Genomic DNA, 14,246 nt, shown 5'->3' with positions numbered 1-14,246 from the left:
CGACAATCGGGGCGGCGCGGGCTCGCCCCGTCGCCGCCCCCTGCCGAGGGGAGGAGGGCGCATGGCGCTCACGACCTATGACGACCTGAAGGCCGCGACGGCCGACTGGCTGGAGCGGAGCGATCTGGCTGGGCGGGCGTCGGATTTCATCACCCTGGCCGAGGCGCGGTTGAACCGCGAGCTGCGGTTGGCGGTGATGGAGTCCGAAGTCGATCTGGCGGCGCCGCCCGGGGCGCGGACCCTGGACCTGCCGGCCGACTGCCGCGAGGCGCTCGGACTCTGGCGGGCCGACGGTCCGGCGCGCACGCCGATGCGCTACCGGCCTGCGGGCCTGATGCCACGCAGCGACCAGGGCGGGCGGCCGGACTATTGGAGCCTGGAGGGCGGAAAGATTCTGCTGGAGCGCCCCTGTGATGGGGAGACCAGCTTCGTCCTGCGGCAGGTGGGGCGTCTGGCCCTGAGCGCCGAGGCGCCGACCAATGCGGTGCTGGCCGAGCACCCCGACCTCTATCTGTTCGCCACCCTGGCCGAGGCCTGCCCCTATCTGAGGGATGGCGAAATGGCCGGGCATTTCAACGCCCGGTTCGAGATGGCGCTGGCCCAGGCGCGCGCCGCCGACGCCCGGCGACACGGGATGGCCAGCCTGGTCACCGACCTGCCGCGTCGGGAGGCCGTCTCATGCTGAGCGTGGGTCCGGACGCGCCTCCGGCCTTGCGCCCCCTGCTGGGCGCGCTGGTGGAAGCGGTGCGCGCGCTGCAGACGCCCGGGGCGCCGACGCCGGTCTTCGCCTGCGCCGCCGCGGACCTGCCGCCGGCGGCGGCCTGGCCGCAGACCCTGGTCCTGGTGGCTGACCTTTCGACCCTGGCGGTCTCGGACGGGAGCGCCTGGGTGCGGCAAGATACGGGAGCTGTCATCTGATGCCTTCGACCTACACCCCCTCCCTGCGCCTGGAGATGCAGGCGGCCGGCGAAAATCTGAACACCTGGGGCGCGCCGCGACTGAACGCGGTCATTGACCGGCTGGACCAGGCGGTCGCCGGGCGCAGCGCCATCGCGCTGAATGGCGACCATGTGTTGACCAGCGCCAATGCCGGCGACGACGAGGCGCGGCGGGCCATGCTGGACTTTTCCGGCACGGGCCCCGCCGTGGTGACCCTGCCGGCGACCAGCAAGATCTATCTGGTGCGCAACGCCGCCAGCGGACCTGTAACCCTGACCACCGGGGCCGGGGCCGTCGCGACGATCGACAGCCAGGATGTGACGCTGGTGGCCTGCGACGGCGCCAATGTCTTTCCGCTGGGCGTCGGCGGGCTGACCCTGAAGGCCTATGTCGAGGCCGTGGCCTGGAGTTACAACGCCGGCGCTCTGCCGGGCCAGGCTGGCAATGCCGGCAAGGTGGTCTTCACCGACGGTGAGGCCGCCGGATGGCGCCTTGTCACCAGCCTTCCTGACTACATCCACCATCAGGCCCAAAGCGCCGCCGCCGCCGACTGGCGCGCGGCCGGCCTGGCCTATTTCGGCTGAGGAGAAGCCATGAGCGCCATCGCCACCAACGCCTATATCGCCGTCCAGAGTCCTGTGGCCTACACGGCGGTCGCCACGGCGGCCAATACGGACTTCGACACGCCCACGCACGTGGTCGAACTGATCCCGCCCGGCGACAACACGCAGGGGATGCGGCTGACCAAGGCCTATGCCATCGCCCGGACCGATCCGCCCTCGGCGGTGAACTGCCAGCTCTATCGGACCATCGGCGCGGTTCACGTGCTGATCGACAGCGCGCTGCTGCCGGACCTGGCGGCGAGCGGAACCGTGGCGAACGCCAGGGTCCCGTTCAATCCCACCGAGGACGACCCGCTGTTCCTGCATCCGGGGGAGGGGCTGTCATTCGCCATCGGCGTCGCCGTCGCCGATGGCATTGTCTGCCGCGCCTCGGGCGGCTCCTACTCGCCGTTGCCGTAATGGCGGCCTATGGACCAAGGGGCGACAGGCCCCAGCGGCGAAAGACCCGCTCCAGCATTGTGGGTCTGTATCAGTTCGACTCCGGCTCCGGCACGATCGCGGCGCCTTCCAACTGCGACGCGCTGATTTACGCGATCGGCGGCGGCGGCTCTGGAGGGGGTGGCGGCTCGGGCGGGTACACCGCAGGCGGCGGAGGAGGCGGAGGCGCTGCCTACCGGCGATTTTCGATGAATCGAGGTGATTTGTTGGCTTACTCGGTCGGTGCTGGGGGCCCTGCGGCTGCAACCAATGGGAATGCAGGCGGCACCACGTCCGTTGTTTTCCGTGGCCATTCCGTAACCGCTGGCGGGGGCGCTGGCGGTGCCATGGATACTCATGGGGGGAATGGAGGTGAAGCGACGGGCGGCGAGATCAATCGCAAGGGCGGGCGAGGTGGTACGAACGCTTCGGGCGATGTTGGGGAGTATGGCGGAATTGGCGGAAGCAGTGACCAGGGGCGTGGAGGTGGCGGCGGTTCTGCTGGCCTGGCGGATCTCGGCACAGCACTTGCTGGAGGGGCCGGTTCGGCCGCCGCTGTTTTCACCAACTCGCTAGGCGGCTACGCGCCAGGCGGGGGATCAGGAGGAACTGGTACGGGCATGAGCGGCCCTGGAGGCGCTGGGCGCCTGATCGTTATCTTGCTTTCGAGAGGGTGAGCTTCTCCTTTCTCAATACATTCAGCACTGCATCTGGATTTTCGTCCAAGAGCACATGACCTCCTTCCGCCCGAGAGAGATGAACCCTTGGATATCCTTGAATTCTATCTATAGATTTCTCGGGCAAAATAGATCTGGTCGGACAAATAATTTCTACGTCCTGACCTAGATTATCAAGTAAATGCCAATGTTCGGTTCGAAGAATTGGCTTTAGCCATGTCGCGACAAAACCTACTCGGAGCTCGTGCTCAACTTCGGGTGTTGGCTCAAGTGGAGGATCTACCGCTATAACCCGTCCCGACATCTGAAGAGCAACGAGCCCACCAAGGCTTTCGCCGACAACAGTCACGGGAAGGCCGGGCCAGACATGGGCGAGAGCCGCTTCGTAGGCTGCAGCGTAGGTCGCCAGATCGCCCTCAATCATCGGTGCGACATCGTGGCCGGGCAACTCGGCCAGAACCACATCGTGGGCAAGCCACGATCTTAACTGGAACGCGCGACGGCCAGCGCCGTGAATAATCACGACCACCTCATCTCGCGGCTTGTTCGCGAAGACCAGCGACACCTCGCCGTGGGGTGTCGGGATGAGATAGCGCTTGGCTTCCATGGCTCAATTCTAGCCAGGGGAAAATGTGATGAGAATACCTCTCGATATTCCGCCGGGTCTGGTGGGGGACGATACGAGTTTTGCGGCGGCGGGGCGTTGGGCCGATGGGTCCAATGTCCGCTTCTGGCGCGGGCGGCCGCAGGTGATCGGGGGTTGGGAGAGCCTGACCACCGACGGGCTTGCGGGGGTCTGCCGTCAGGTCTTCGCCTGGACCGACAATGCTGCGGTGCTGAACGTGGCCTTCGGTTCGCACAACGCCCTGCAGGTGTGGATCGGCGGCGGCCTCTACGACATCACGCCGACGCTGGCGCGGCCCGCGCGCCGCCTGGGCGCCGATCCACTGTCGGTTACGGCGGGCGACGCCACGGTGAGCGTGGCCATGGTGGGGCATGGCCTGGCCGGGGGTGACTTGGTCGACGTCTCCGGCGCTGTGGCGCTGGGCGGGATTACGCCAAACATCGAGGGCGCACCGGTTGCGGTCATCGACGCCGACCACTTCACCTATGAGTTCATGGCGCCCGCGGCCTCAAGCGCCACCGGCGGCGGCTCGGCGGTGGTCGTGGCGCCCCAGGCGGCCTTCGCCGCCGGCGCGATCGATGGCACGGGGGGCCAGGGATATGGCACCGGCGCCTTTTCCACCGGCGCCTTTTCCTCGCCTTCGACGGCGGAGTTCTTTCCCAGGACCTGGAGCCTTTCGGCGTTCGGGGAGCGTCTGGTCGCCAGTCCTCGGGGCGGAACCCTCTATGCCTGGGCCAACGACACGGAGGTTGCGGCCGAGCCGTTGAGGGGCGGGCCGGCCCAGGTCACGGTTTCGCTGGTCTCGCACACCGACCAGATCTTCGCCCTGGGCTGCAACGAGGAGGTTTCGGGGGTCTTCAACCCCCTTTGCATCCGCCACAGCGGCGTTCGAGCGCCAGACGAATGGACGACGGCGCCCGACACCACGGCGCGGGAATATGTGCTGGCTGGCGGAGGGCGCATTGTCGGGGGCTGCGTGGCGGGGCAGTTCATCCTGGTCTGGACGTCCGACAGGCTGTTCGTGGGGACCTTTGTCGGGGCCCTGAGCCAACCCTGGCGGTTTGATCCGGTGGGCGAGCATTGCGGCCTGGTCGGCCCGAACGCCTTCGCCGTAGCCGGGTCTCAGGCGGTCTGGCTGGCGCCGGACCTGCAGTTTCGCAGCTACAGCCTGGGCGGGGCGGTGCAGATCATCGCCTGCCCCATCCGTGACGAGATGGCCCGCAATCTCGCCAGCGCCCAGGCCGACAAGGTCACGGCGTCCACCGTCAGCATCTTTGACGAGATCCGCTTCGACTATCCCGACGCCCGGGATGGCAATGAGAACAGCCGATATCTGGCCGTCTGCCTGGGGGATGGGTCGTGGTCCAAGGGGATCATGGCCCGGTCGGCCTTCGTCGACGCCGGGCCGCAGCAGGATCCCATCGGGGTGACGCCAGAGGGGCGGGTGTTCTGGCACGAACGGGGGCGCTCAGCCGATGGGGCGGCGTTTGGCTGGTTCATCGAGAGCGCCGACCAGCTGCTCAACGAGGACCAGACCCTGATGGTGCGCGGGCTTTGGCCGGACATGGCCGGGCAGGCCGGCGCGGCGGCCCTGCGACTGAGCACCCGGCTGAAGCCGCAGGGCGAGAGCCGGACCTATGGTCCCTATCCTGTGGCGCCTGGCGCCGGGCGGGTCGATGTGCGGGCGAGCGGCCGGCTGTTTCGCGTCCGGCTGAGCGGGCAGGGGGCGCCGACAGGGGGCAGGATTGGCCGGCCGGTGTTCGATGTCGTGCCCGCCGGGATGCGATGACCCCCGAAACCTGGGCGGCTTGCCGAGCTTGGCTGTCGTCGGCCCTGCGGCCGGAGGATGGCGACGAGGCGAGCCTGCGGGCCGAGATTCTGTCCGGGCGGGCGCAGCTCTGGGCCGGGGAAGCCGGCGCGCTGGTCACCCAATGCGTGGAGAGCGCCGAGGGGCGCAGCCTGCATGTCTGGCTGGCCGGGGGGCGGCTGGACACCATCCTGGCCCTGCGGCCGGGCGTCGAGGCCTGGGCGAGGGGCCTGGGCTGCGCGGAGGTCACCATCGAGGGCCGTAACGGGTGGGCGCGGGTGCTCGGCGCCCATGGCTACCGACGGCATGGCGAGATTTTGCGAAGGAGCCTGTGATGGGCAAGAAGAAGACGAAAACCACCTCGAGCTCGACCGAGCGGGCGACCGTGACGCCGACCAATCCGCAATGGGTGACCGACAGCGTCCAGGGCCTGAGCGCGCGGGTCGGCCAGCTTGGCCAGGTCGATCCCTATAGTCTGGTCGCGCCGCTGCATGGGCTTGAACAGCAGGCGATGCGCGGGGCGGCGAACCTGGACGGATATGGCTCAGCCTATGACGAGGCCGCCGACTGGACGCGGGGGCTGATGGCGCAGGAGGCGCCGAGCGTCCAGTCGGCCAGCCTGCTGGATGGGATCGAGGCCTATTACAATCCCTATCGGAGCCAGGTTGTGGACGCGGCCACCGCCGACTTTGACGCCGACGCTGGACGGACTCGGGCGAGCCAGACCCTCAGTCTGGCCGGGCAAGGCGCCTTCGGGGGGTCCGGCGCGGCGCTGACCCGCTCGCTCACGGAGGGCGAGCTGGCGCGGGCGCGCAATACCCAGGTGTCGAACCTGTTGGCGGGCATGTTCAGCACCAGCGCCGATCTGGCCAGCCAGGACGCCGAGCGCCGGCAGCAGGCCTCGATCCAGAATGCGCAGCTGGCGGCCCAGACCGCGGCTCTGCGTTTGCAGGCGGCCAACAGCCTGGCCGGATTCGCCGGAAGCCGGGCGGCCAGCGATCGCGAGGACCTGGCGACACAGGCCGCGCTCGGCGCCCAGGCGCGTGGGGTCGATCAAGCCTATCGGCTGGCGCCCTATACGGCGCTGAACAGCCAGGCCGACATCATGGCCAAGCTGCCCCTGGAGTTGTTCCGCGGCTCGACGACCGAGGGGACGTCCAACACGACGGGAACTCGGACAGACACGCCGAGCTTCCTCGATAACCTGGGTCAAGCCACCAAGATCGCGGGCGACATCTTTAGCCTGGGAACTGCGATGTTTCCCCCAAAGGGGGTGACCTGATGACCGGGTCTATAGAAATTGCGAATGCCCAGATCGTCGCCCTGCGCCAAATCGGCGAGAACGTAGCGGCCCAGACGGCGCGGCTGGAAGGCCTGGCGGCGAAGATGGATGATGTGCGTGAGCGGCTGGCGCGGCTGGAAGCGCAGGAGGCTGGCAAGCTGGTGGAAGGCCTGCGCGGTGAGCTGAAGGGCGCGCTGGGCCGTATCGACCAGCTGGAGAGCCAGCGCGACCGGGTGGCGGGCGCCGCCGACTTCTGGACCTGGTTGGCCCGCAGCATGCCGTGGCTGGCGACCGGGCTGATCGCCTTCCTGGCCGGGCTGGGGCTGAAGCCGGCGAGCAGCCCATGAGCGAGCCGCGACCGCCCATTGAGGTGCGGTGGCTCTATCGGCGGATCTTCACCTATGGCGCCTGCGGAGCCAATTTCGTCGGGCTTTCGGCCATCATCCTGCGCCTGGACGATCCGGTCGCGCTGAAGTGGCTGGGGCTGGCCCTGATCGGGGCCAATGTGGTGCTGGGCACCCTCTATCTAGCCGGAGCCACGGTGACCGACTGGGCCAAGCTCGTGGCCGCCGGCCGTCGCGACCGGACCTGACGTCCTTCCATCAGTCTGAAAACCTGGAGGCCGGCCATGAGGACATGGCTCTCGGCGCACTTCTCCCTGGAGGAGATGACCGCCACCCAGCAGCGGGGGCTGGACAATCGGCCCCCGCCGGCTGTGCTCAAGCAACTCAAGGCCACGGCGCGGGTGCTGGAGACAGTTCGAGTCCTGCTCGGGGGCTCGCCGATCCTGATCACCAGCGGCTATCGCTCGCCGGCGGTGAACCGGGCGGTGGGGGGCTCGGCCACCAGCGCCCACATGCGCGGCGAGGCGGCGGACTTCATCTGCCCCCGGTTCGGCTCGCCGCTGGCGGTGTGCCGGGCGATCGCGGACTCAGACCTCGCCTTCGACCAGTTGATCGAAGAAGCCGGCGCCTGGGTTCACCTGGGTCTCGGCGGCCGCTGGCGGCGCGAGGTGCTGACCTGGCGGCCCGGCGGCGGCTATGTGCGGGGGCTCTCGGCATGAACCTGCGTCTGATCATCGTCGCCGTCGCCGCCGGCGGTCTGGCCGCCTCGGCCCTGTCGCTCTATGTGGCCGGACGCCGGGATGGGGCCGAGCTTCATCGGGACGCCGTGGCCGCCCTGACCCAGGCGCGGGACGCGGCTCGGCTGGAGGCCGAGGGGGAGCGGGCGGCGCAGACGCGCCTGAGCGCGGCCCTGGCCCGGAGCGGCCGCGCCGAGCAGGTGACCGCCGCCTTCATTCCCCAGGCTCTCAATACGGAGGATGGCCATGCGCCTCTTGATGCGGCTCGGGCCGCTCGTCTGCACGATGCTGATCGCCAGCTGTGCCAAGCCGCCCCCGAACTTGCCGGTTGCCCCGAGATTGAGCCTGGCGGCTGAGACGCTGCGGCCTTGCGCGCTGCATGTCCTGCCGCCGGCGCCGACCTTGGCGGATCTGGAGATCGGCTATGTGACGCGGGGCGCCCAGCTGGTGGCCTGCGACGCGGCCAGACGGCTGGCTATCGAGACACACCAGGCGCAGGCGGCGCTGGGCGCGGGGAAGGCTCGCTAGGCGTCCAGGCGGGCCCGGATATAGGCCGCGACGTCCGGAGGCCAGGTGGCCAGAATGGCGTCGAGCCCATCCCGGTCGCCGGCGAACAGGGCGCGGGCGGCGGCCTCGAAGCCGACGGCGTCGCCGGCCAGAGCGGACATCGCGCGGTAGGCGGTCTCCCGCTGGGCGCGAAGGCGATCGGCGTCCCCGTTGGTCTTGCGTGCGTCGTCCACCAGTCGGCGAAGGGCGGCCGACGCGCCGCCGGGCTGGGCGGCGAGCCAGTCCCAGTGGCGGGGCAGCAGGGTGACCTCCCGCGGGACGACGCCGAGCCGCGGTCGGCCACGCGTGGGTCGGGCCGGCGGCGCTGGCGCTGCAGTCGGGGCTTCTCCCGGCGCGCGCAGATCGATGTCCACCGGGCGGCCATCGGCGTCGGACAGCAGGATGGGCGGCGCCTCGGGCGTACTGAGGCGGTCGCGCAGGGCGGCGGCGATCTGAACGGCGTCGCCGCTGGCGATACGGACGCCGTCGACAAAGGCGGTCAGAGTCGGAAGCATCCCCCATTCCTGGGGCAAGGCGGGGCTCTCGTCAATATTGCCCGGGTATAAGTGCGGCTCAGGGTTTGGACCCTGGGTGATTCCGGGTGTTTAATCGTAGGCCTATGGCGGACGAGGGCGACATGCGGCGCGGGACGGTTCTTGCAGGCTTGATATGCACGGGGCTGGCGGGTTGCGCCACGCCGCCGGTCGACCTGACCCTGCGACCGGAGACGCCGCCAGCCTCTGGCGCGACGGTGCGCCTGGGGACCGAGGCGTTGACCTGGACGGGGGGCCTCGAAGAGGCGCTTGGCGCCGCGGGTTTCCGCACGGTGAACGGGGCGGGGGCAAAGGCGGACTACCTGGTTCAGGCCAGTCTGGCCGAACGTCCGGCCGGGGTCGGGGCCTTTGTGCCTGGGGCGGAAGGCGCGGCGGCGCAGTGGCTGGCGGAAAGCCGCAAGGCGCGGTTCTGGCAGCTGCGGCGGAGCGACTACAGCCTGACTGTCGTGCTGCTGGACACCCAGACCGGGACGCCGGCGTTCCGGGCGAGCGCGCATCAACAGGGGCCGGCCGGCGAGGTCGAGGCCATGGCGCCGGTCCTGACCGCCGCCCTTGCGGCGCGCCTCAGGCCTCAGTGACCCGCGGCAGGCGCAGGGTGAAGATCGCCCCGCCGGCGGGACCTGCATTGCGACAGCCGATTTCCCCGCCGTGGCGCTGGGCGACTTCACTCACGAGGCTGAGACCCAGACCAACGCCATCAAGGCGCGCCGCTTCGGGTCGGTTGAGGCGCTGAAAGGGCTGAAGCAGGCGCGGCAGAGCGTCGGCGTCGATGCCAGGGCCCTGATCGGCGATCTCGCAGACAGCCATATCGGCGTCGGCCCACAGGACGCAGCTGATCTCGCCGGGCTGGCTTCCATACTTCAAGGCGTTGTCCAGCAGGTTTGCGAGGGCGCGCGATAGCAGCGCCCGGTCGCCGTGGACCAGCAGGTCCTCGGGCGGCGTCTTGAGGCTGATGACCACACCGGCCTGCTGCGCCCGGGGCCAGAGGTCATCGACGACCTCAGTGGCCAGATCTGAAAGGTTCAGGATCTCCGGCGCCAAGGCGCCAGATTCGGCGCGGGCGAGATGGATGAAGTTGTCCGCCAGGGCGAGGGTGCGACGGGCGTAGCCGGCGATCCGCTCGGCGATGGCGGGCGGCGGCTTTTCTTCGGCGGGCGAATCCAGAACCGCCAGGATCGAGGCCTGCGGCGAGCGCATATCGTGAGTGAGCAACTGGAGCAGGCGTTCGCGCTGGGCGGCGGCGGTTCGGATGGGCGTGATGTCGGTCAGTCGTAGAATCCAGGCATCGGCCCCTTCCGAATGGGGCTGATGGCGCACGCGGGTGACGTGAAAGACGGCGCCGGTCGGGCTGACGATCTCGGTGGCGATCTCCGTTTCACTCAGCAGGAGGTCGTCGAGACGTGCGCCATCCGCCGACCAGCCCTCAAGCAGGGCCTGAGCCGTCAAGGCCTGAACCTGAGGAAAGAGTTGGCGCGCCGTGGCGTTGGCGAAGCTGACTTCGCCGCCGGACGAGAGGACCAGTGTGGGATCGGGCAGGCCTTGGAGCGTGTCGAGCGCAAAGCCGCGAGCGTCTCGCGCCCGGGCGATGGTGTCTTCCATCAGGGCGATCTGTCGGGCGACCGTGTCCTGTCCTCTGGCCGGTTTGGAGGGACGGCTAAGCAAGTCTGGCTCAGCGGAAAACCGCGCCAACTCCTGCACCATGTAACGGCTGGAGGCTTCGAGCCGACGCCAGGCCCATAGGGGCAGGACGAGCAGTATTCCGATCAGGGCGGCCGCAGGCGGCGCCCAGAGGCCGAGGGTCAGCAGGGCCACCGCGCTGCCGGCAGGGGCAAGGAGGATCAGGGCAGCCCCCAGGAGAAGGTTTTCTCGCGGCCCAAGCTTCAGCAGTCCCAGCAGCAGGGCGAGAACGAGACCTATGGAAAGGCCCGTGTGGACCCCACGGTTCAGGGGGTGAATCGTACGGTCATCAAGCAGGGCGGCCAGGAGATTGGCCTGGATCTCGACCCCGGGCATCAACTGCGCCGCGGTGCTGGTGGGCGTCGCATAGCTGTCGTGCAGGCCGGCCGCCGTGGCGCCGACGAGGATATAGCGGTGGCGCAGGAACTCCGGCGGCGTTTCGCCAGCCAGGATGCTGCTGGCGGAAATGGCGGGGTAGTGACCCGGCGGTCCGGCGTAGGGAATGAGGGCTGGCGCGTTCCGGACGAGGGGGCCGCCGTCGGTCGGGCCTGGACGGTCTGGCGGCGCAAGGCCCTGGCCGATACGGCGCGTGACTTCCATGAGGTGTGGCAGGTCCTGGTTGCCGATGCTTTCGAGAAGCGCGGCGCGCCGGACGACTCCATCGCGGTCGAACTGGAGGTTCACCTGTCCCAGACCCCTGGCGCCTCGGGCGATCTCGCGGACGGGCGGGCGCAGGGCGTAGGCGGCGCCGTTCGGTCCTGGGGATTCGACGAGCAGGGGGAGCGCCGCGACGCCGGTGGCGGCGAAGGCATCTCCCAGGGCGCTGTCGGCCGCCGGATCGGAGCCTGTCTCAAGGAAGAGGACGTCGTAGGCCAAAGCCTTGGGGCCGGCGGCGGCGATGCGCTCGACGAGGGCGGCATGGGTCTGCCGGGACCAGGGCCACACTCCGATCTCCTGCAGGCTTCGATCATCGATGACCACCATGATGATCTCGTCGCTGATCGGCTGTGGCGCCTGGCGCAGCAGGGCGTCGTAGAGCAGGTTGTCGAGCCGGCTAGCGCCGCCGCTCCAGGCCAACAGTCCGGTCAGGGCCAGGGCCAGGGCTGCGGTCAGCAGCCATTCGCCCATCAGCCACGACCGCTGGATCTTGTCCTGACGAGGTCGAGCCGACGCGGACAGGGTCACCCGCCGAGCTGGAAGCGCTGGACCGGCGCCCATTTTTCAATGGCCTCGCCGTCCTCGAAGCGCGTGACCAGCACCCGCCAGAAGTAGACGCCATCGGGGAGTTCGGCGACCGAGATCTGGCGCTCGGTCAGGCCCGGCTCATCAATGATCGGGCTATCCATCTCGGCGTTGGCCGCAAGCTGGAAGCGGAAGCTGGCGACTCCTTCTCCGGAGTCGCTCCAGCGGAACAGGAAGCTGCGATCCACCCCTTCCAGGCCGGCTGGCGGCGCAAGGTCAATGGCGTTCAGCCGCCGCTCGATCGCGTAGACCTCGGGCAAGCCTTCGAGGCCGGCGGAGTCAATTGCGGTCAGGCGCAGGAAATAGACGGCGTTGGGGACCGAGGCGAAGGTCAGAGTCGGAGTTTCGCTCTCGGTTTCGGCCAGGATGTCGACGAAGCCGGCGTCGGTCGCCAGTTGGCCCCGATAGCTTTGCGCGCCCTCGGCGGGGACGACGTCGAACCGGAGCTCGGGCTCGTCCTGCCGCGCGCCAGGATTGCGGAGTTTGGGGCCCGGCAGAAGGGGCTGGGGGGCGGTCGCGCGGGTGGCGTCGGCCCGACGGCCGAACGCCTGGGTTACGAGGATTTCGCCCGGCTCATAGCTAGCCTGAGCGCCGACCGAACCTTCGACCACCTCAAGGGTCGAGTGGTTGGCCTCAGGGTCGTGGCCGACCCGGAACTCCGTGCCGCGGACAGCCGAGACGGTCAGAGGGGTGGTGATGATGAAGCTGCTGCCGGGCGTGGGCGCCGGATTGACGACCGAGGAGCTGCGGCCGGCCTCCAGCGTCAGGTGACGCTGAATGTCGCCGGTGAGCAGGACCCGGCGCGCGCGGTTCAGCACGACCTGGCTCTGGGAGGGCAGGGTGATGCGCGAGCCGTCGGGCATTTCCAGGGTCAGGAAGGCGCCGGCCGCGGTGGCGAGGCGCGAGCCCTCCGGGACGATCAGCCCGATCGTTGGCGCCAGGGGCCCCGCGGGACCGGCGATCGTCACGTTCCCCCGGAAGGCGGCGAGACGCGCGACGACGGGCTCGGTGCGCAGGAGGCGCATGGGAATCCGCAGAGTCGTCCCCGGGCGCAGGCGACGCGGCTCGGCGATACGGTTGAGGCGGGCCACCTGCAGCGCGTCGCCCGGCCGGATCATGTAGCGCGTCGCGAGGTCATAAAGTGTGTCGCCGGGCCGGACCACATAGGTGGCGATATCCGCCGGGGCCTGGCTTGTCTGGGCCCTGGCGGCGGGGGCGGCGAGGGTGATGCCGATGGCGCAGGCGATGATGGCGGCGAGATGGGCGGCCTTCATGGCGGGGAAGACTCCTCGACGGCCTTTGAGATCGCCTCAAGGCGGTAGCCGTAGCTGTAGACAGGCGCCAGCCGGTAGCCAAGCGCTGGGCGGAGGTTGAGTTTGGCGCGAATGCGCGACACGTGCGCATCAAGGGTCCGGGTCGGAAGATCAGGGTTCCGGCCCCACACGGTTTCCAGAAGATAGGCGCGGCCCAGCGGGCGATTCAGATTGCGGAAGAAGGCCAGCGCCAGGGCGAATTCCTTGGTCGTCAGCTTCTTGGGCTCGCCGGCGCACGACACGGTCTCGGTCATCGGGTCGAACTGGTGTTCGCCGAAGGTCTCCTGGCGCAAGGCTGCGCCGCTGGGATAGGCCCGCCGGAGGACAGCGTTCACACGCGCCAGCAGGATCGACCGTTCGATGGGCTTGACGATGAAGTCGTCGGCGCCGGCGTCGAGGGCGGTGACGATATCCTCGGCCGAGGCCCGGGCCGTGATCATCAGGACGGGCGGCGGCGCCTGCAGATTGGCCCTTGCCCAGGCCAGCACGTCCAGGCCGGACGGACCCGGCACATTCCAGTCGAGCACCAGGAGATCGAAGGTCTCCTGACGTAGGCGCACCAGCAGGGGGGCGCCGGAGGTGAAGCGCAGGCAGGTATGGTTTTCAGAGCGGAGGGCGGCTTCCACCAGATCCCCGTGGGCGGGATCATCCTCCAGTATCGCCACCCTCATGAGACTGGTCCTTCCCCCGAAGACGCGCTCGGTGTGCACAAGGCCATGCGTGAGGCAGTTGTACGGCTCGCCTCCGTACCCGCACGGCGGCTTGGCCTATAATGTGAAGTCGGCCCATTTTGGGCAATGGCGGGAGAACAGATTGTAAGAAGTTGTAAAACTTGAGCCCGAACCCATGCAGCCGTTGCAGTTGACGTTACTAGGCGTGAATGAGGTCAGGTCAGAACGAGTCGAGGCCGGCCTCAATCTAGGAGCGCCGCGCGTGATGTCATCTGAATTGACCCGGGAAGGACGACTGCAAGGGCCGCCCGGCCAACTCCAGATCCTGGTGGCTGAAGACGATCCGCGAACCCAGCGTCTGCTCGTGGCTCTGCTGGATTTCGTCGGCCTGACCGCGGTTATCGCCCGGGATGGTTCAGAAGCCCTGGAGGCCTGGCGTAGCGCGAGGTGGGATCTCATCCTGATGGATGTGAGAATGCCGCTGATCGACGGTTGCGCCCTGACCGGAATCATCCGGCGCACCGAGGTGAGCGAGGGGCTGGACCGCGTGCCGATCGTGGCGATCACGGCGGGGGCCGCAAAGGCTGATCAGGAGGCCTGCCTGGCGGCGGGGATGGACGCGGTCGTCAGCAAGCCCTTTGCGGCCAAGACACTGTTCGAGGTGATCGAGCGCTATTGCGGGGCCCTCGCGGTTCCGAGCCGCCAGTCCCTGGGCGTGATCCACTGAGGCCCGGACGCGCTCCTGAGCCCCGAAGCCGGGCGCATCCAAGCTTAACTATGTAAACAGTTGTA

The 14,246-nt window shown here is 68.8% G+C and carries 19 protein-coding genes; 14 read left to right on the top strand and 5 right to left on the bottom strand.

All coding sequences use genetic code 11. From position 1 onward, the window contains the following. Positions 1-61 precede the first annotated feature (61 nt). Genes Q8L83_RS05465 through Q8L83_RS05450 form a run of 4 tightly spaced genes read left to right on the top strand, consistent with a single transcriptional unit; the run spans position 62 to position 1,961 of the window. Positions 62-685 (top strand): hypothetical protein, encoded by a 624-nt coding sequence (locus Q8L83_RS05465; RefSeq protein WP_305285233.1) that lies wholly within the window; start codon positions 62-64, stop codon positions 683-685. Then, entirely contained in the window at positions 679-918 is a 240-nt protein-coding gene (locus Q8L83_RS05460) for a hypothetical protein (protein ID WP_305285231.1), read from the top strand. The genes Q8L83_RS05465 and Q8L83_RS05460 overlap by 7 nt, the downstream gene beginning before the upstream one ends. Further along, the gene (locus Q8L83_RS05455; protein ID WP_305285229.1) at positions 918-1,523 is read left to right on the top strand and encodes a hypothetical protein; all 606 of its coding nucleotides are present in this window, start codon (positions 918-920) and stop codon (positions 1,521-1,523) included. The genes Q8L83_RS05460 and Q8L83_RS05455 overlap by 1 nt, the downstream gene beginning before the upstream one ends. 9 nt (positions 1,524-1,532) lie before the next feature. Further along, positions 1,533-1,961: a hypothetical protein gene (locus tag Q8L83_RS05450; protein ID WP_305285226.1), complete on the top strand. Its 429-nt coding sequence runs from the start codon at positions 1,533-1,535 to the stop codon at positions 1,959-1,961. A gap of 672 nt (positions 1,962-2,633) precedes the next feature. Here the strand turns inward: Q8L83_RS05450 and Q8L83_RS05445 are convergent. After that, positions 2,634-3,263 carry an alpha/beta fold hydrolase gene (locus Q8L83_RS05445; RefSeq protein ID WP_305285224.1) on the bottom strand — a complete coding sequence of 210 codons (630 nt, stop codon included), beginning with the start codon at positions 3,261-3,263 and terminating at the stop codon, positions 2,634-2,636. A 28-nt stretch (positions 3,264-3,291) separates the two neighbouring features. Between Q8L83_RS05445 and Q8L83_RS05440 the strand changes: the two genes are divergently transcribed. From Q8L83_RS05440 to Q8L83_RS05405, 8 genes are read left to right on the top strand one after another with little or no spacing between them, the layout of a single operon-like run. Further along, complete coding sequence (locus Q8L83_RS05440; protein ID WP_305285221.1) at positions 3,292-5,070, top strand: hypothetical protein; 1,779 nt, start codon at positions 3,292-3,294, stop codon at positions 5,068-5,070. Then, positions 5,067-5,423, top strand: coding sequence for a hypothetical protein (locus Q8L83_RS05435; protein ID WP_305285219.1), 357 nt, complete (start codon positions 5,067-5,069; stop codon positions 5,421-5,423). The genes Q8L83_RS05440 and Q8L83_RS05435 overlap by 4 nt, the downstream gene beginning before the upstream one ends. Further along, the gene (locus tag Q8L83_RS05430) at positions 5,423-6,370 is read left to right on the top strand and encodes a hypothetical protein (RefSeq protein WP_305285217.1); all 948 of its coding nucleotides are present in this window, start codon (positions 5,423-5,425) and stop codon (positions 6,368-6,370) included. Before Q8L83_RS05435 ends, Q8L83_RS05430 begins: the two co-directional genes overlap by 1 nt. Continuing rightward, entirely contained in the window at positions 6,370-6,717 is a 348-nt protein-coding gene (locus tag Q8L83_RS05425; RefSeq protein ID WP_305285215.1) for a hypothetical protein, read from the top strand. Before Q8L83_RS05430 ends, Q8L83_RS05425 begins: the two co-directional genes overlap by 1 nt. After that, a complete protein-coding gene (locus Q8L83_RS05420) occupies positions 6,714-6,962 on the top strand; it encodes a hypothetical protein (protein WP_305285212.1) in 249 nt (82 codons plus the stop codon). Before Q8L83_RS05425 ends, Q8L83_RS05420 begins: the two co-directional genes overlap by 4 nt. A gap of 36 nt (positions 6,963-6,998) precedes the next feature. Then, positions 6,999-7,433, top strand: a complete 435-nt coding sequence (locus Q8L83_RS05415; RefSeq protein ID WP_305285210.1) for a D-Ala-D-Ala carboxypeptidase family metallohydrolase — start codon at positions 6,999-7,001, stop codon at positions 7,431-7,433. Continuing rightward, a complete protein-coding gene (locus Q8L83_RS05410) occupies positions 7,430-7,807 on the top strand; it encodes a hypothetical protein (protein WP_305285209.1) in 378 nt (125 codons plus the stop codon). The genes Q8L83_RS05415 and Q8L83_RS05410 overlap by 4 nt, the downstream gene beginning before the upstream one ends. 46 nt (positions 7,808-7,853) lie before the next feature. Beyond that, on the top strand, positions 7,854-7,979 hold the full coding sequence (locus Q8L83_RS05405; RefSeq protein ID WP_305285207.1) for a hypothetical protein: 126 nt from the start codon (positions 7,854-7,856) through the stop codon (positions 7,977-7,979). Here Q8L83_RS05405 and Q8L83_RS05400 read toward each other — a convergent pair. Continuing rightward, positions 7,976-8,512 carry a DUF2239 family protein gene (locus tag Q8L83_RS05400; RefSeq protein WP_305285205.1) on the bottom strand — a complete coding sequence of 179 codons (537 nt, stop codon included), beginning with the start codon at positions 8,510-8,512 and terminating at the stop codon, positions 7,976-7,978. The two genes, Q8L83_RS05405 and Q8L83_RS05400, sit on opposite strands and share 4 nt — an antisense overlap. 122 nt (positions 8,513-8,634) lie before the next feature. On the opposite strand from Q8L83_RS05400, the gene Q8L83_RS05395 reads away from it, so the two are divergent. Further along, entirely contained in the window at positions 8,635-9,129 is a 495-nt protein-coding gene (locus Q8L83_RS05395) for a hypothetical protein (RefSeq protein ID WP_305285203.1), read from the top strand. Here the strand turns inward: Q8L83_RS05395 and Q8L83_RS05390 are convergent. The 3 genes from Q8L83_RS05390 to Q8L83_RS05380 are packed head-to-tail and all read right to left on the bottom strand — an operon-like array spanning position 9,116 to position 13,454. Continuing rightward, entirely contained in the window at positions 9,116-11,413 is a 2,298-nt protein-coding gene (locus Q8L83_RS05390) for a CHASE2 domain-containing protein (RefSeq protein WP_305285202.1), read from the bottom strand. The two genes, Q8L83_RS05395 and Q8L83_RS05390, sit on opposite strands and share 14 nt — an antisense overlap. After that, on the bottom strand, positions 11,410-12,744 hold the full coding sequence (locus Q8L83_RS05385; RefSeq protein ID WP_305285201.1) for a FecR domain-containing protein: 1,335 nt from the start codon (positions 12,742-12,744) through the stop codon (positions 11,410-11,412). The genes Q8L83_RS05390 and Q8L83_RS05385 overlap by 4 nt, the downstream gene beginning before the upstream one ends. Beyond that, positions 12,741-13,454 (bottom strand): response regulator transcription factor, encoded by a 714-nt coding sequence (locus Q8L83_RS05380; protein ID WP_305285200.1) that lies wholly within the window; start codon positions 13,452-13,454, stop codon positions 12,741-12,743. The genes Q8L83_RS05385 and Q8L83_RS05380 overlap by 4 nt, the downstream gene beginning before the upstream one ends. A gap of 175 nt (positions 13,455-13,629) precedes the next feature. On the opposite strand from Q8L83_RS05380, the gene Q8L83_RS05375 reads away from it, so the two are divergent. Beyond that, positions 13,630-14,181 (top strand): response regulator, encoded by a 552-nt coding sequence (locus tag Q8L83_RS05375; RefSeq protein WP_305285199.1) that lies wholly within the window; start codon positions 13,630-13,632, stop codon positions 14,179-14,181. The last annotated feature ends 65 nt before the right edge of the window (positions 14,182-14,246 follow it).

It is taken from the genome of Phenylobacterium sp. (assembly GCF_030680185.1).
Classification (GTDB): Bacteria; Pseudomonadota; Alphaproteobacteria; order Caulobacterales; family Caulobacteraceae; genus Phenylobacterium.
Note: the sequence above shows the minus strand (reverse complement) of the source record. Positions and strands in the feature narration are given on the sequence as shown.